This window comes from Streptomyces capitiformicae, assembly GCF_002214185.1.
GTDB lineage: Bacteria > Actinomycetota > Actinomycetes > Streptomycetales > Streptomycetaceae > Streptomyces > Streptomyces capitiformicae.
The window spans coordinates 2,853,312-2,869,262 of sequence record NZ_CP022161.1 but is presented as its reverse complement, the minus strand read 5'-3'; the positions used below and the strand labels follow the sequence as shown (position 1 = coordinate 2,869,262).

Genomic DNA, 15,951 nt, shown 5'->3' with positions numbered 1-15,951 from the left:
TGAAACGATCATTCTGATGCCTGCGAAGGTTTTCAATCGTGAATCATCGATGCCATGAATTGAGTGATGTGATACGGCGGTGCGGGTTTCGTCGATCGCAGGTCAGCCCAGGTCCCCGCTGAGACGGGCTGCCAGGACGCCGGCCTGGAAACGGCTTTCGGCGCCGAGCTGTTTCATGATGTCGGCGATGTGACGACGTGTGGTTCGCAGGGACATACCAAGTCGACGCGCGATCGTCTCGTCCTTCAGCCCCTCCCCCAGCAGCTGGATAATGGTCCGGTCCAGTTCCTTGGCGACCTGTTCGAGGTCGTTCGACGTGGGGCCGCAGGGAGTCGCCCGCGTCCAGACCGTCTCGAAGTCATCGCGCAGAAAGGCGACGATGGACGGTTCGTGGATGATGACCGCCCCGTCCTTGTTGTCCCGCATCGGGATGAATGCGAGCTTGCAGCGGTCGAAGATGATGAGACGCCCGGCGAGTTCGTGTGCCGTGCGGTATTCGGCGCCGAGGGCGACGGCATCGCTGATGTAGGCCAGGCTGGGGCCGTTGAAGCGGGCCGTGTGATGGTAGATGGTGCGCATCGACACACCGCGGGAGAGTAGGGCGTGGTCCCGCTGGCGGGCCTCTTGAAGCGCTTCGGGGGCCCGGTGTCCGCCCGGCTGTATGCTCAGCATCTCCTCGCGGCACTCCGCCGCGGCCCGGGTGAGCGCGGCCCGCACCTCGTCGAGGTGGGGGACGACCGTGGCGTACCTCTTCTCCCTGTACCGGGGGCGCAGGAACCGGTCCCGGAGCCGGTTGAAGTCGACGGTCAGCCGGTCGAGTTTCTCCTGTTCGCGGCGGATGCTGTCATGCAGGGGCAGGGTGTGCCGCAGCGCCACCGCGTCGGGGTCGACGGCCCGGGCGCGCAGCTTGTTGCGCGGGTCCACCCGCACTAACCCGAGCAGGACCAGGCGCTCGAAGGTCGCGATGGCCTGATCCGGCGTCAGTCCCAGCCCATCCGCGGCGTCTCGCGGGTCGAAGCTGTCCTGTTCCAGGATCCACCCATACACCTCGAACATACAGTCATCCAACGACATTGCTGTGTCGGGCGTCATCGTCATCTGCCTATTCATTCTCAGTCCCTCGATCCGTCCCGGCCTTTTTTTCGACCGTGCGACGGTCGGGCGGCTCGTCGGGCCCCGGGGAGGAAGAGGACCCGTTCAAAGGGGAGCAGGGCGACTGCAGATGACGGTCGATGTGCACGAAATTGGCTTGATAGTGATGTCTGCGCGCACCGGTGGTGAAGCGGGATAACGCATGGGCTCGGGCACAACTCATTCCTGATGAGCTGCCGATGGTGATGGGGTCGCGGTCGCGGGTAAACGGGCCTGTGTGTTCCTCGCGGTCGAGCTGTGCCGCTTTCCCGGTCACGCGTATGACGTATGGGTCACTGGACATGGTAACTCCCCAAGAAGCCCCAGGTGGAGGGGAGAATCATAGATCGAAAACATGACCCGGAGGAGGGCGCCGCGTGGCGGGCCGCCCACAGTTGGCGGGTTCGTTCCGGTGCCGGTGAAGGGCTGAAGCGGGGGCCCAACCGAACGGCGCCAGTGCGGTGAATTCGGAGCCTTGCTCCCTGATTCGGTCCCTGCCCGCCTCGGTTGACCGTCGGCCGCGGCAGCTCACTGAAGTCCGGGGCCGGGCAGGATTCCCAGAACTTTGACTCTCTCAGATAATCCTTATTCCCATGAACTTTGACATCTCTTCGGCAGTCCTTGACGAGAAGTTGGGTCGTGCATGGGTCTCTCGGTGAGCATGCCAGAACTGCCCGACTGCCTCGTGCCGGGAATGGCCGCTTTCGTGTATGACACGAAAGGGCCCGATTCCGGCGTATCCACTCGGCGAAAGACGGCGGAATCGCCCCGCGGGTGCGGGGGCTGTTTGGCTGGTGGAGGTATCGCGTTGAAGCGCTCAGTGCGCGTGCAGTGCGGCGGCCAATGCGGGCACTGGCCTCGCCGCTGCCGATCGCCTGGGTGACCGCCGACTCGGCCTACGGCCAGGAGTGGCGGCTGCGCCGCATGCTGGAGGAAGCCGGCGTCGGCTACGTCCTGGCCGTGCCGAAGTCCCAGCACGTGCACGCCATCGGCCGCATCGACTTCGCCATCACGCAGGCACCCGAGGACGCCTGGGAACGCCACTCCTGCGAGGCCGGCGCGAAAGGGCCGCGCGTTTACGACTGGGCGGCAGCAAGGCTACCCGCGATCGACGATTTCGACGGCGATGCGCCCACTCACGACCGGTGGGTGCCGGCCCGCCGCAGCCCGGCCCGCCCGGACGAGATCGCCTACTACCTCGCCTACGCACCGGCCGGCACTCCCGTCGCCGAGCTGCTACGGATCGCCGGGGCGCGCTGGGCGATCGAGGAGGCATTCCAGGCCGCGAAGAACGAGTGCGGCCTGGATCAGTACGAGGTCCGCCGGTATCCGGGCTGGTACCGGCACATCACCCTTGCCATGCTCGCCCACGCCTTCCTCGCCGCCATGGCCGCCGCCGCGGGGGCTGAAAGGGGGGCCGCAGAATCGGTTCCGGCGATCTCGCCCGCTCACGGTGGCGGAAATCCGGCGGCTCATGGCAGCTGGGCGCCCCACGCTGACGCACATACGGCGCACACGCCACGCACTGAACAGGTCCCGCTGGCGCTGCCGTCACCAGGCCACCGCACACCGCTGTCACTACCGCCCCACCGTGGGCGGCTCCCGAACCCGTGAGCGGCCCGGCTTCGAGGCGCCCACGGGTTCGGTCCTTGGGTCAGCTCCAGGGAGATGCGGTGAGCCAACTGGTGTCCTTGGCCCACGCCGTCGTGGAGTCCCAGGCGTTGGAGCCGCCGTTACTGGCTATGTAGGCCACAAACCTGTAGTGGCGGATGTACTTCGTCGGGAAGTTGACGGACTTGAAGGAGGTGCCGACCCCGCTGTTGCCCGCCGTGGGGCAGAAGGTGACGTCGTTCGCGAACGAGGCCTCGCCGTTGTTGGTCTTCAGGTAGAGCTCGTAGTTGCGGTGGCGCAGGAACTGGCCGGGCTTGTTGGCGGACTCGAAGGACAGACAGGAGCTGTTGGCCAGGCCGGCACGGACGATCCAGGTGGCGTCGGCCTTGTCGGTGGCCGAGCTGGAGGAGTTGATGTTGGAGATGCCGACCTTGGCGTCGGCGCCGTTGTGGCGGAGGTAGTGCGAGGTGCAGCAGGGGTCGGTGGTGGCCTTCAGGGAGATCCGGGAGCCGGGCGTCAGCGAGCCGGTGCTGGTCGAGCCGCTGTTGTAGCCGGCGGCGGTGATGTTGGCCTGTACGGCGTTCTCGGTGGCGTCCGAGGGGTAGCCCGAGGTCATGACGCCTTCGTAGAAGGTACCGGCGCCGGTGTTGCTGTTGTCGCCGCCGATGCCGAGGATGATCGCGCCTTGCTTCTTCATCGGGTTGTAGCCGGGAGCGTTGGGGCGTACGCCGTTGTAGTAGGTGGACAGGCTGCCCGACCGGGCGTTGCCGCCGCGGATGGCCCACTGGTTCGGGCCGCCCTTGAGCGTGGCGGTCAGGAACCGGTGGCTGACGGAGGGGATGTCGTTGAAGCGGGTGTTGACCCCGGAGAACAGGCCGTTCTCGAAGTCGGCCATGACCCAGGGGCCGGTGCCGTTGCCGTAGCCCCAGCCCCTGCTGTTGCCGAAGTAGATGGCCTCCATGGTGCCGTTGCCCTCGTTGAAGCCGGTCGTCTCGGCGTTGCCGTAGTCGAAGCAGCAGCCGGCGTTGTAGTGGGTGCCGTCGAGGACCGCGTACATGCCCTCGGGCTGGTCGCCGGTGGCGATGCCGTTGGTGTTGTTGTTCCGGTAGCCGGTGCCGGGGGCCACGTAGACGCCGTACGCCTTGTGGCCGGCGATCGTGACCGGTGCCTCGAAGGCGTTGGCCAGGTTGTCGTTGCCGCCCTCGGCCGGCCCGGGCCATTGGCCCTTGAGCGCCTGGGTGAGCTTGTTGCCCTTGCCGGACTGGTCGTAGATGACGGTGATGAGGCAGCTGGTGTTCGCGCAGAAGGAGTCCTGCGCGGCGGCGTTGGCGTATCCGCCGGCGCTCAGCAGGCCGATGTCCCTGGTCGTGTTGTCGGAGGCGCGCTTGACCTGGTAGAGCGGGCCGTTGTACGCCCCGTACAGGGCGCGGGTGGTGCTGTGCGCGGCGACGCAGGGGGTGTTGCCCGCGGCGTAGATGTCGCACGGTCCCTGGGTGGCGGCCTGCGAGGTGGTGGCCGTGGCAGTGAGCAGGCCTGCGGAGAGCGCGGCGGTGGCAACCGCCGCGAGGAGTGCACGTCTGGCGCGGCGGATCCACGGTGGCTTGATCATGAGAACTCCTTCACAGGTGGGGTGTGAGCGTCGACGAACCCCCGGTGCCCGACTGTGCGGACGGTGCGGGTCGCGTTGACGCCTCCGTGCCGGTGCGGCTTCGGCCGTATCGGCACCGGACTCGGGGCGGGCTGCTCATCAGCTCCGGAGGCGGCGGCGAGCCGGCTGGTGTCCTGGCGCCACAGTGAGGTGGTGCCACAGGCGCTGGTACCGCCGTTGCTTGCGACTGGGGGTCACGTCATTGGGCTTGAGGTAGAGCTCGAATGTGTCTCCCCTGCCCGCCGTCACGTCGTCGCCGTCTCCAAGCGCGGAACGCGGAACGCGGGAAGACAGGGCGTTGGGCGGCGGATGCCAGGAGATGCCGGCGTTCTCCCTGGAGGCGCCGGCATCCCTCTCGGCGTCGGGTCAGCTCGTCACACGGAAGGTGGCGTCGCCGCGGGCCGTCGTGGTGGTGATCGGGTCGAGGCGGAGTGCGTAGGCGTAGTGGCGGATGTAGCGGTCCGGGTGGTTGTAGGACTGGAAGGACGACCAGCTCGAGTCGGCAAGTCCTGCGACCTGGCGGAAGGTGGCGTCGGCGGCGAACTGGGTGGTGCCGTCGTTGCGGACCAGTTGGAAGTCGTAGTTGGAGTGCCGCAGGAAGTACCCGGGGAAGTTGACCGACTCGAAGGAGACGGTGCCGGAGCCCGCCAGGCCGGGCCGCAGCCGGAACTGGGCGTCCGGGCCGGTGATGTTCTGGTCGATGCGCACGTCGAAGTTGGCGTGCCGCACGTAGCGGTCCTGGAAGTTGTACGACTGGAGCCGGTTGACCGGGGTGCTGGGCCAGCGTGCGAGCACGCGGCTCTCCTCGGCGGCCGTCAGCGTGAGGATCGAGCCCTGGCGCTTCTTGGTGCCGCCCATGGTGTAGCTTCCCGACGCCGGGAGCCGGTAGGTGCCGACATCGGTCGGGTTGGCCGTCACGACCGGGTGGTAACCGTGGTTCGGCTGGTCGACGAAGATGGTCCATTCATTGCGGTCCCTGAACTTCATCCACGTCGGGCCTTCGACGTTGGTGAAGGGCAGGCCGACGTTGCGGAGGTCGCCGATGCTCGTCCACGTTCCCAGGAGCGAGTTGCTGCCTTCGAGCGTGACCTGGCCGTCGGCGGATGCTCGTACGTAGCGGTAGCTGCCGACACCGGCCGGCATAGCGGTGATCGCGGGGTCGATGACGTTCTGGGTGCCGGGGCGGTCGATCCAGAGCTGCGGGGTGGTGATGGTGCGGAAGTCGGTGGTGCGGGCGTAGTAGATGCGGTGCTTGAGCACACCGTTGAGCGTCGCGTTCGTCGCCCAGTACAGGACGTAGTCGTTGGTCTCGGGGTTCCAGATGGCATCCGGTGCCCACGCGTTGCGCCCGTCGGGGATCGCGCCGGCGACGTTGAGCAGCCACGGTTGCGACCAGGTGACCAGGTCCGTCGACTCCCACACCACGAGGCTGCGGCTGCCGTTGGAGGTGGAGCCGGCCCACGTCGAGCCACAGCCGATGCACAGGTCCGTCGCGATGATCCAGTACCGGCTCCCGTCGGGAGAGCGCACCAGCGCGGGGTCGCGCAGCCCCTTCGTGCCCACCGTGGAGCGCAGGACTATTCCCCCGTCGTTGAGGTCGGTCCAGTGCCGGCCGTCCGTGCTGTGCGCGAGGTACAACGACTGACCGTCCGCCCCCTCCCCGGTGAAGTGCACCATCAGGTAGCCGGGGTCGGCGGCGGCGGCCCGCTGCGGTGTGATCAGGGCTTGGCCTGTCAGGAGTAGGCCGACGGCGACCAAAAACGCCGTCAGCCGGGAGAGAAGCCTGGGCATGTGCGTCTCCTGTCGTTCTGCGAATGCCGCCATCGCGCGAAAAGGACAAGCGGCGTAGCGGGGGAAGCTCGGTCTCGGTGCGGGAGGGACAGGATCGGCTACCGCACGATCCAAAAGGGGGCGGATCCGGGCAACGGTGTGTCTCGCGTGTGCGGGTGCATGTCGCCGTGGTGACGGCAGGGCCGGGCCACGCGAGCCGGTGCGTCGGTGGCGTGACGGCTTGCGGGATGACGGTTTGTGCGGCGAAGTCACGGCTGTCGCCCGAGTGGGGCGGTCGTGGTGCGGGCCGGACGACGGTTGGCGATCGGAGCGCGCGTGGGTACGGCGCGGTAAGACGGTCTGTCGTTTTTCGGCGCCCATGAAGCGCTTTATTTGTGCGCCGCTTCGGCGTCCTGCTCTCAAGGGCTCCTGTTCTCTCTGGGCCAGCCCGGCGGCGGCCTTCGCAGTGTGGCGGTATCAGTGGCGGTCGACCGATTCTCCGCCTCTCGGTGCTGACAGCTGTTGCGCCCGGCGGCGCTCCCTCCCCGCGCTCGGCCGGGGAAGCCTCTGTAGCCAACTCGCTGTCGACCAGCAGAATCGTTCGATATATCGGATGGCGTTCGTGAAATCGGGCAGACATTAGGTCCGGAAAACAGGGTGCGTCAATACGTCCGACGCCCGTAACCCTCGAACGGCCTGTCCGGCCAACGGCGTTAACTCGGGTGATTCAGGCCGAGTTTGCGACTCTGGCGACTCGCCGGTCCGTCCGACGGGATCCGGCTCTCACTACCGAGGACGGCCACGAGCCCGACCGCCGCGACGCAACAACCCCACCCTGTTTCATGGCTGTGATCCCAGGCGGCCGCGCTCTCGGACCCGAGTCCCGGACCCCGCCTGTCGGGTGGTTCGAGCGTGGGGGAGTCGGCCACCGGCGACAACGCGGCAGACGCGGGTGCCGGGCCCCATGACGTCGGCATGTTGGCCCAGGCCTGGGTGCGGTCGGACTCACCGGTCGCCGGTACGCACAAAGCACGCTCCGGTGGTGTCGGTGATCCTCACACCCCTTCTCGACACATCCCATGTATGGCTAGGCTGCCACGGCGCCGGTCGGACGCCCATCCGGAGGTGGACAAGGATTTTGTGCCGCAAGACTAGACAGAGGCAGCGTTCATATCCGTTAATCCATCCAATGTGTCAGCGAAGATTCTTGTTCCATATTTCGGACGACGTTTGAAACGTCGAACCTGGCGAGGAAGATGTCGTCGGTCTGTCGGCCGTAGGGCCGCCACGTCGGCAGCACACAAGGCCGTGACGCGCCGCGTCCGACCGTCGGACGTGTGAGCTGGCACATCAAAAGTCCAAGCAGCGGCTCTGCCCTATCGAAAGGTGCACAATGTCTTCCTCCGTTAGCAGACGGCGCCTCCTGCAAATAGCCGGGGCCACCGCCGCCGCCTCTGCCACCGGATCCTTCATTGGCGCATCTCCCGCCCACGCGGCGGTCGTCCCTCCCGCACGGGCCGACATCGGGGTCTTGGCGCACCCCTTCGAACTCGGCCAGGTCCGGCTCACCGCGAGCCGGTGGCTGGACAACCAGAACCGCACGCAGAACTACCTGCGGTTCATCGATGTCGACCGGCTGCTGTACAACTTCCGCGCCAACCACCGGCTGTCCACCAACGGCGCGGTTGCCACCGGCGGCTGGGAGGCACCGAACTTCGCCTTCCGCAGCCACGTCCAAGGGCACTTCCTCACGGCATGGGCACAGCTGTACGCCGTGACCGGGGACACCACCTGCCGGGACAAGGCCACCTACATGGTTGCGGAGTTGGCCAAGTGCCAGGCCAACAACAGCGCCGCCGGTTTCAACGCCGGGTACCTTTCCGGCCTCCCCGAGTCCGACTTCACCGCTCTCGAGCAGGGGACCCCGCGGGGCGTGCCGTACTACACCATCCACAAGACCCTCATGGGCCTGCTGGACGTATGGCGCCACATCGGCAGCACACAGGCCCGAGACGTGCTGCTCGCCCTGGCGGGATGGGTCGACCTGCGCACCGGCCGGCTGACCAGCCAGCAGATGCAGGCCACGTTGCGAACCGAGTTCGGCGGCATGAACGCCGTACTGACCGATCTCTACCAGCAGACAGGCGATGCGCGGTGGCTCACTGTCGCCCGGCGGTTCGACCACGCCGCGGTGTTCGACCCGCTGGCGGCCAACCAGGACCGGCTCAACGGACTGCACGCCAACACGCAGGTACCCAAGTGGATCGGGGCCGCGCGGGAGTACAAGGCGACCGGCACGACCCGCTACCGGGACATCGCCACCAACGCCTGGAACCTCACCGTCAACGCGCACACCTATGCCATCGGCGGCAACAGCCAGGCGGAGCACTTCCGCGCCCCGAACGCCATCGCCGGCTACCTGAACAAGGACACCTGCGAAAGCTGCAACACCTTCAACATGCTCAGCCTCACCCGCGAACTGTTCGCGCTGGACCCGAACCGGGCCGCGCTGTTCGACTACTACGAGCGGGCATGGCTGAACCAGATGATCGGCCAGCAGAACCCGGCCGACAACCACGGCCACGTCACCTACTTCACCCCGCTCAACCCGGGAGCCCGACGCGGTGTGGGCCCGGGGGTGGGCGGCGGCACCTGGAGCACCGACTACGGCACCTTCTGGTGCTGCCAGGGCACGGGCCTGGAGATGAACACCAGGCTGATGGACTCCATCTACTTCCGCAGTGACAACACCCTGATCGTGAACATGTTCGTGCCCTCGGTGCTCAACTGGTCCGAGCGCGGAATCACGGTCACCCAGACCACGTCCTACCCCGTCAGCGACACCACGACCCTGCAGGTCACCGGCAACGTCAGCGGAACCTGGGCGATGCGCATCCGCATCCCGAGCTGGACCACCGGGGCCACCATCAGCGTCAACGGCGTCGCGCAGAACATCACCACCACCCCCGGCAGCTACGCCACCCTGAGCCGCTCCTGGAGCTCCGGCGACACGGTCACCGTCCGCCTGCCCATGCGGGTCATCATGCGAACGGCCAACGACAACCCGAACCTCGTCGCGATCACCTACGGCCCGGTGGTCCTGTCCGGCAACTACGGCGACACCGCGCTCAGCTCCCTCCCGACACTGAACACGTCGTCGATCACACGGACCAGCAGCAGTTCGCTCGCCTTCACCGCCACCGCCAACGGCTCCACCGTCAACCTGGGCCCCTTCCACGACGCGCACGGCCACAACTACACCGTCTACTGGAACACCAGCGGCACCGTCCGTCTCGCCAACGTGGCCAGCGGTCTCGTGCTGGGCATCCAGAGCATGTCCACGGCCAACGGCGGCCGCGCTCTGCAGTGGCACGACTCGGGCACCGCCGACCACGACTGGCAAATGATCCCCGACAGAGACAAGGTCCGCTTCCGCAACGCCAACAGCGGCAAGGTGCTCGGCATCTTGGACATGTCCACGGCAGACGACGCGACCGTCCTGCAGTGGACGGACAACGGCACCGCCGACCACAGATGGACGCTGCTCGACCAGGGAGACGGGACCTACAAGATCCGCAACGAGAACAGCGGCAAGTTGCTCGCCATCGCGAACAACTCCACCGCCGTCGGTGCGTTCGCGGTCCAGGACTCGGACGATGGCACTGCCGACAACCGGTGGCGCATCTTGAGGAACTAGTACTCCATTCTGACTTCGCGATCTGTGGCCGTACCCGGCTGGGAACTGGTACGGCCACCGCGTGATCATCGGTTGGTGTGTGGACAAACGAAGATCGTGCGGTGGCCGCGGGCCATAGCGTGGACCCTGCCCGCTGGCGGGCGATGTTCGACCAGGCCATGGCCCGGATCGCGGGCCGCTTCGGCCGAGTTGAGCCCCGCGCGAGTGCCCGTGCCTATCTGCTCGGGCTGCTGTCGAAGGCGGAGCGGAAGAACTGCTGGCAGCTGGCCGAACAGGCCGGCCTGGCCCGGCCGGGGCCGATGCAGCGGCTGCTGCGCTTCGCCCGCTGGGACGCCGACGCCGTCCGTGACGGCCTGCGTGCCTATGCCGTCGAGCACCTCGGCACCGACGGCGGTGTCCTGGTCGTGGACGAGACCGGCTTCATGAAGAAGGGCCACGCCTCGGCGGGAGTGCAGCGCCAGTACACCGGCACAGCCGGGCGTATCGAGAACGCCCAGGTGGGTGTATTCCTCGCCTACGCCACGAGCCGGGGGCGGGCACTGGTCGGCCGCCGGCTCTACCCGCCCGAGCAGTCCTGGTGCGGCGATTCCGAGCGCCGCCACGCTGCCGGGATACCCAAGGAGATTCAGTTCGCGGCCAAACCCCGCCTGGCCTGGGAGATGATCGCCGCCGCGCTTGAGGCCGGGGCGAAGGCGCTGCGTTGTACCGATCCTACGGTCGTCCGAATGCCGAGCATCGCCCGGCACCCGGCGGAGGCCGACGCCGCGAGGGCCCCGCCCGGGCCCCGCCGCTCACCCTTCGCAGGTGCCCCTGTCGATACGGAAGAACCGGGCACTGGCCCAGCGGCACAGCCTGACCCCGACGACGATGCCCGCGATGGTGACCAAGGCGGGCAGGTAACCACTGGCGACCTGGATGATCGGAATCGCCGGGCATCCCCCGGAGATGGCCCAGCCGATACCGAACAGGACCGCGCCGGGGACGACGCCGGCGTGGAGGCGCCCCGCGCCCCGGCGCACCCGCAGCAGGGCGAACACACCCGCGATGATCACGACGGCGCCGAAGAAGGAGAGGAGCATCCGCAGGTCCTGGAAGGTGAACATGCGGTTCAGTTCGGCGTAGTCGCCGAACCCGATACGGGTCACGATGAAGCCGAGAGCGAGCCCGGTGAAGAGGTTGGCGAGCAGGACTCCGCCCCGGCTACGCATCAGATCACCTTCCACAGGAGGAACGACACCGCGACTGCAGTACCGAAGAATGTGGCCGTCGCGACGAGACTGACAGGGCTGAGCCGACCGCAGCCGTTGAGCCCGTGCCCCGAACTGCAGCCACCGGCCAGCCGGGTGCCGAAGCCGACCAGTACGCCTCCCACGAAGAGCAGGGCGACCATGGCGACCGGGTTGCCGGTCACCAGATGCCGGTAGCCCGCGCCCATGTCGAAGCGGACGTCGAACCGCCCGGAGGTGACGGCGGCGATCAGTCCGCCCACGAAGATCGAGACCAGCAGGACGGCCTGGGTGACCAGCGGAGCGGGGCGCAGGTACCCGCCTCGGCGGCGTCCGTCCGTGACCGGTACGGCGGGCGGCCCCGGGGGCGCGGCAGGGACGGGCGCGGCGGGCACGGGCGCGGCGGGCACGGGCGCGGCGGGCACGGTGCCGAAATGTTCGGCGGTGGCCGCACCGAGGGCGGCGACAAGAGCCTGTTCGTCGGTGAACTCCGCCTCCCTCCGCTCCAGTTCGGCTTCACGCCGCCAGTGCAGCACTCGCTCCCAGGCCCCCGACACCCCGAACGACCGGTCGGTGGCGAGGGTGTAGCCGATGGTCAGTACGGCGAGTCCGACAGCACCCGCCCACCAGGGCCAGTAAGCGGTCATGCGTTGCCTTTCATCCACTCGGCCAACCGGGCCCACCAGCCCCGTTCGGGCTCGTCGGGGGCCGCCGGCGGCTGTTCGGCAGGGCCGGGACCGCGCCTCTCGGAAGCGGTGGGCGCGGGTTTCGGCGCCAGATGACGGGCGTGCCGTCCGTTGGGCAGCAGGGTGATCGGCACCCGCTCGCCGGTGAGTGACACCTGGTAGCGCGCGCAGTCGCGCCAGTTGGCCTCGTTGTCGCAGTAGTAGCTGCGCCAGCCCGCCAGACTCTGGTTGAGATGGGGGAAGAGAGGACACGTCGAAGCATGTAAGCAACCCACAGGGTGATCCAACCATCATCCCAATCTGCCTACAAGCGTGGGTAGTTGATGGCTGAGGCGCCGCCTCACACGGTGAACATCGCGTCGCGTGTGCCCAGTCCCGGACGAGCTCGTCCGGCTCACTCCGGCAACCCGGGCACGGCGTCGGGGCGCCCCCGTGCCGCCCACGTGAGCCTGCGCACTGAGAGCGCGGCGGGGGAACGTAGCCGCCTACTCCGACAGCCAGGCCGCGAACGGCACGTTCAGCACGGTCGGATGAGCGATGCCACGGCCGTGGTAGCCGTCCTCCCCGAAGGCGTCTCCGTGGTCGGCGCACATCCGAACGCGAGTTCACCATGCGCTTCACCTCGACCCCGCACGGCGCCCGCCTCGCCCGCCGACTCGTCTCACACCGCCTGAACGACTGGGGCCACCCCCACACAACCCCGGCCAACGAGACGCTCACCCTCATCACGGCCGAACTCAGCGCCAACGCCGTACGCCACGACCACGTCCCCGGCCGGGACTTCCATCTCCAACTCATCCTGGCCGAGGCCACGTTCCGCTTTCAGGTGACCGACACCCGCGCCGAGAAGCAGCCTCCATCCACACTTCCGAACCCCGACTCGGCATCCAGGTCCGGCCGCGGCCTCCACCTCCTCGCCACCCTCGCGGACGAATCGGGTGTCACTCCTCACCCGACCGCCCCGGCAAGACGGTATGGGCCGAGCTGCGCGGCGGCGTGACGGCGTGACGGCCTCGGGTTGCGGCCGGGGGACGCCATTGGGGCGCAGTGTCCAGCGCCCGCTGTACGTTTCAGGAGGCCGGACTGATTGACAAGTACGTCCAGGCTTGCGACAAAATGATGAGTGATCTTGACACCGTGATAGCTTCGACCAGCGCTCTCACCACCCCCCTTGACAGCCTCTGCTGAAACCGTCGGCTCATGGAGGTCCCGTGAACGTCATCGAGACGATCGAGTTCCTGCGGAGTAACTCGCTCACCTTCTCAGTCAGCCCGGGCAAGCTGGAGGTATTGCACGACATGGCCGCCCGGGTCGAATCCGCCAACGTGCCGGGCATTTTCCTGGAGGCCGGCGTGGCTATGGGCGGGTCGGCGATCGTGATCGCGCAGACCAAGGCGGCCGACCGGCCGCTGCACCTGTACGACGTGTTCACGATGGTACCCGCGCCCGGTGACGAGGACGACGACAAGTCGCGCGCCGATTACCAGGCGCTGGTGAGCGGCGTTCTCGAGCGCGAACACGACCGGACCTTCCAGAACTACCAAGAGCACATCGACGACCTGCTCGCCTTCACCCAGGAGAACATGCGCCGGGTCGGCATCGACCCGGAGAAGTCCCGTATCACCTTTGTCAAGGGGCTCTACGAGGACACCCTGTTCGTCGACGAGCCGGTCGCCTTCGCCCACATCGACTGCGACTGGTACGAGTCCGTACGGCTGTGTATGGAGCGGATCGCGGACCGAGTCAGCGTCGGCGGCATCATTCTCTTCGACGACTACGTCATCCACGACGGGTGTCGCAAAGCCGTGCACCAATGGCTCGGCCGGGACGAGCGTTATCGCGTCATTCACGCCGACCGGACACTGGCCGCCCAGCGGATATCCGCGTGACGCTTACTTCGGCCATGAGACCGGTGCGGTAGCCGAGTTCAATTTCTCGCGTCGTTGGGCTGCCGCGGAATCGGGTCTTTGCCACCAGCCGGCAGCCTGACTTGGACACGTCGAGTCGTTCACACATGAACTCGACGGAATACGCGTACTCCACAGGATCGAGCCTCATCGTCTCGGTGAGGCTCGATCCTTGCTTGCTACCGGGAACCCTTCGCGAAGTACGCTGCCCCGGATTCAACTGGTCACAGCAACACGACGGTGAAGTGGGCCTTCTACCGCACGGATGCACCGGTACGTCTCACGCCCACCGCGTGGGCGGTGGCTGTCGGGCCGGGCGACCAGATCCACGACGGCGCCTGAATCGCCGAGCTCGACGGCGACGTCCTCAGGAGCCGGCCGAAGATGATGCGGCCGGTGGCGACACCGGCACCGCGCTGCGGGCCGGCTCAACCACCCTGGTGCGCAGTTGCGGTTCACGGATGCCGACGGGCTTCGGCTCACGGCGTTCGCCACCAACACGACCGGCGTTCCCGATCGCCGCACGCGAACTGCGGCATCGCCGACGGGCCTGCACGATCCAGCGCGGCACACTGCACCGACCAGATACACCCTTCAGATATCGTTGCGCAGTGGCCGACCCAGACGTTGGTCCAGGCCGCATCCGGTCTCGGCTTCCTGCTCGCAGCCGCATCCGAAGACGTGGCCCTTTCCATGACTCCCGTCCACGGCATGTACAACCTCTCCTTCACCCACCAAAGGAGCTCCACATGTCTACGCAAACCTCAGCAAACGAACTGAGTGAGACCGTTCAGAAAAACGCACGCCGCGACATTGCTGCCTGGCTCGCCACCTTCGTTGAACGCCATGGCGGCTTCGTCGGCTCCGTACATCTGGCCGAGTCTGCTTCCGCAGGCCAGATATTCCTGGTCGCTGCCTACAATCTCCCCGCCCGAATCCAGAACGCCGCCGCCGTCGTCCCCATCGGCAAGGGCGTCGCCGGAGTCGCCGCGGAACGCCGCGAGCCCGTCGTGATGGTCGATCTGCAGACGGACACCTCAGGAGTCGCACGCCCGCTGGCCCGTGCTTCCGAGTCGAAGAGCTCTGTGACCCTGCCCGTCTCCTCGCCAACCGATCCCGAGACGCTCCTGGCTGTCGTGGGACTCGGCTTCGAGCACAGCCTCGAATTCACAGACGACCAGATTGCCTTGTTCATGCAAGACGCGGCCACCATCCCCGTCGAGCCCACTGCGAACGGCTGAGCTCACCGAGCCTGCCCGCAGGACCAACCCTGGGTATGTCACCGGAATTGGGTGATCTGACGCCCCGATAGGGGACTGCCCGATCAACGGCCCGTCTCAGGTTCGGTGTTGACGGAGCGTTGAAGCTTCCCCTTGATCATGGACACCTGGAGACTGGGACGTGTGAGCCCCGACGGCTGACACGAATGCCTGGCCCAGAGGCCTCGCCCGCCCCTCCACGCCTGGAACTTCTCAGGGACTACCAGCGCTGTGAGGGACTTCCGAGTGACCTTCCGCCACCTAATAGTCGGGTCGCCCGGGGGAATCTCACCCCCGGGCTCCCACGGAACCGTACGTGACGGTCTCCCGTCATACGGCTCTTGTCGTTCTGAGCCTCGCCCCTGCCGGGGCCGCCCAGGTCCAGTGAGCGAAGTACTTCGGGCGTGACGTGTGGCCTCGGGCCAACCGTCGCAGGGCTTGTTTCGTCCCAACCCGGTACTTCTTCTGGATCCACCGCAGCAAGTAGGTGTTGATGCGGTCGAGCAGCGGATACAGCGCTGAGCGGTAGAAGCGCCCGTAGTAGTTCATCCATCCCCTGACCACCGGATTGACTGTCCGTGCCAGGTCAGATGACTCCTGCGCCGTGCGCCGGTGCAGTCCCCAGGACCGCACCGTCTTGCTCAGCCTCTTCAGGGCTTGGTTACTGATCGCGGGCAGGAACGCGGTGAACATCACCCCGTGCTTGTCCTTGGCTCCTCGTGGCCGGAACGTGAACCCCAGGGCGGCCTGGTGCGGCTCGGCGCGGACGGCTCGGCGCGGACAGCTCGGTCTACGCGGTCACCGGCGGGGGCGCCTTCGGGCAGGGCCATGAGACCACCGTTGCGCAGGTCGTGGCGGACCTCCTCGGTGTCGGCTACGGTGACGACCGGACCGGACGGCTCGGTGCACGCGCTGTTCAGCCCGACCACGCCCTTCGGACGGCTGCCCCTGCACACCCGTATCCGCGCCGAACACGCCGACGAGGGCGGCACGGTGCTGGCCGTTCACGCCCGGCG

11 protein-coding genes and 2 pseudogenes are annotated in these 15,951 nt (G+C 67.3%); 6 read left to right on the top strand and 7 right to left on the bottom strand.

All coding sequences use genetic code 11. The features are described 5' to 3' along the window. Positions 1-102 precede the first annotated feature (102 nt). On the bottom strand, positions 103-1,056 hold the full coding sequence (locus tag CES90_RS12790) for a helix-turn-helix transcriptional regulator (protein WP_189784265.1): 954 nt from the start codon (positions 1,054-1,056) through the stop codon (positions 103-105). Positions 1,057-1,974: 918 nt separating this feature from the next. Between CES90_RS12790 and CES90_RS12785 the strand changes: the two are divergent. Next, positions 1,975-2,630 (top strand): annotated as a pseudogene (locus CES90_RS12785) (IS701 family transposase); the annotation flags it as partial. A gap of 155 nt (positions 2,631-2,785) precedes the next feature. On the opposite strand, the gene CES90_RS12780 reads toward CES90_RS12785, so the two are convergent. Both CES90_RS12780 and CES90_RS12775 read right to left on the bottom strand, forming a co-directional pair. Beyond that, the gene (locus CES90_RS12780) at positions 2,786-4,351 is read right to left on the bottom strand and encodes an alpha-L-arabinofuranosidase B (protein ID WP_189784264.1); all 1,566 of its coding nucleotides are present in this window, start codon (positions 4,349-4,351) and stop codon (positions 2,786-2,788) included. Positions 4,352-4,756: 405 nt separating this feature from the next. Then, positions 4,757-6,181 carry a glycoside hydrolase family 43 protein gene (locus tag CES90_RS12775; RefSeq protein ID WP_189784263.1) on the bottom strand — a complete coding sequence of 475 codons (1,425 nt, stop codon included), beginning with the start codon at positions 6,179-6,181 and terminating at the stop codon, positions 4,757-4,759. 1,372 nt (positions 6,182-7,553) lie between these two features. Here CES90_RS12775 and CES90_RS12770 point away from each other — a divergent pair. Both CES90_RS12770 and CES90_RS12765 read left to right on the top strand, forming a co-directional pair. Further along, positions 7,554-9,857, top strand: coding sequence for a beta-L-arabinofuranosidase domain-containing protein (locus CES90_RS12770; RefSeq protein ID WP_189784262.1), 2,304 nt, complete (start codon positions 7,554-7,556; stop codon positions 9,855-9,857). Between the two features lie 158 nt (positions 9,858-10,015). Then, positions 10,016-10,540: pseudogene (locus tag CES90_RS12765) on the top strand (IS701 family transposase); the annotation flags it as partial. A gap of 108 nt (positions 10,541-10,648) precedes the next feature. Here CES90_RS12765 and CES90_RS12760 read toward each other — a convergent pair. From CES90_RS12760 to CES90_RS12750, 3 genes are read right to left on the bottom strand one after another with little or no spacing between them, the layout of a single operon-like run. Further along, a complete protein-coding gene (locus tag CES90_RS12760; protein WP_189784261.1) occupies positions 10,649-11,065 on the bottom strand; it encodes a YeeE/YedE thiosulfate transporter family protein in 417 nt (138 codons plus the stop codon). Continuing rightward, positions 11,065-11,730 carry a YeeE/YedE family protein gene (locus CES90_RS12755; RefSeq protein WP_189784260.1) on the bottom strand — a complete coding sequence of 222 codons (666 nt, stop codon included), beginning with the start codon at positions 11,728-11,730 and terminating at the stop codon, positions 11,065-11,067. The genes CES90_RS12760 and CES90_RS12755 overlap by 1 nt, the downstream gene beginning before the upstream one ends. Next, complete coding sequence (locus CES90_RS12750) at positions 11,727-12,044, bottom strand: hypothetical protein (protein ID WP_189784259.1); 318 nt, start codon at positions 12,042-12,044, stop codon at positions 11,727-11,729. Before CES90_RS12750 ends, CES90_RS12755 begins: the two co-directional genes overlap by 4 nt. A 335-nt stretch (positions 12,045-12,379) precedes the next feature. Here CES90_RS12750 and CES90_RS12740 point away from each other — a divergent pair, with 335 nt between their 5' ends. The 3 genes from CES90_RS12740 to CES90_RS12730 all read left to right on the top strand — a co-directional run bounded on the left by CES90_RS12740 (position 12,380) and on the right by CES90_RS12730 (position 14,917). Then, on the top strand, positions 12,380-12,769 hold the full coding sequence (locus CES90_RS12740; RefSeq protein WP_189784258.1) for an ATP-binding protein: 390 nt from the start codon (positions 12,380-12,382) through the stop codon (positions 12,767-12,769). Positions 12,770-12,980: 211 nt separating this feature from the next. Further along, complete coding sequence (locus CES90_RS12735; RefSeq protein WP_189784257.1) at positions 12,981-13,658, top strand: TylF/MycF/NovP-related O-methyltransferase; 678 nt, start codon at positions 12,981-12,983, stop codon at positions 13,656-13,658. Between the two features lie 767 nt (positions 13,659-14,425). Continuing rightward, positions 14,426-14,917: a GAF domain-containing protein gene (locus CES90_RS12730; protein WP_189784256.1), complete on the top strand. Its 492-nt coding sequence runs from the start codon at positions 14,426-14,428 to the stop codon at positions 14,915-14,917. 348 nt (positions 14,918-15,265) lie between these two features. On the opposite strand, the gene CES90_RS12725 is transcribed toward CES90_RS12730, so the two are convergent. After that, entirely contained in the window at positions 15,266-15,628 is a 363-nt protein-coding gene (locus tag CES90_RS12725; RefSeq protein ID WP_189784255.1) for a group II intron maturase-specific domain-containing protein, read from the bottom strand. Positions 15,629-15,951 lie beyond the last annotated feature (323 nt).

Coding starts and splice junctions, on each gene's coding strand:
- CES90_RS12730 (WP_189784256.1), top strand. CDS start 14,426: ATGTCTACGCAAACCTCAGCAAACGAACTGAGTGAGACCGTTCAGAAA.
- CES90_RS12770 (WP_189784262.1), top strand. CDS start 7,554: ATGTCTTCCTCCGTTAGCAGACGGCGCCTCCTGCAAATAGCCGGGGCC.
- CES90_RS12790 (WP_189784265.1), bottom strand. CDS start 1,056: ATGTTCGAGGTGTATGGGTGGATCCTGGAACAGGACAGCTTCGACCCG.
- CES90_RS12725 (WP_189784255.1), bottom strand. CDS start 15,628: ATGTTCACCGCGTTCCTGCCCGCGATCAGTAACCAAGCCCTGAAGAGG.
- CES90_RS12760 (WP_189784261.1), bottom strand. CDS start 11,065: ATGCGTAGCCGGGGCGGAGTCCTGCTCGCCAACCTCTTCACCGGGCTC.
- CES90_RS12775 (WP_189784263.1), bottom strand. CDS start 6,181: ATGCCCAGGCTTCTCTCCCGGCTGACGGCGTTTTTGGTCGCCGTCGGC.
- CES90_RS12780 (WP_189784264.1), bottom strand. CDS start 4,351: ATGATCAAGCCACCGTGGATCCGCCGCGCCAGACGTGCACTCCTCGCG.
- CES90_RS12755 (WP_189784260.1), bottom strand. CDS start 11,730: ATGACCGCTTACTGGCCCTGGTGGGCGGGTGCTGTCGGACTCGCCGTA.
- CES90_RS12740 (WP_189784258.1), top strand. CDS start 12,380: ATGCGCTTCACCTCGACCCCGCACGGCGCCCGCCTCGCCCGCCGACTC.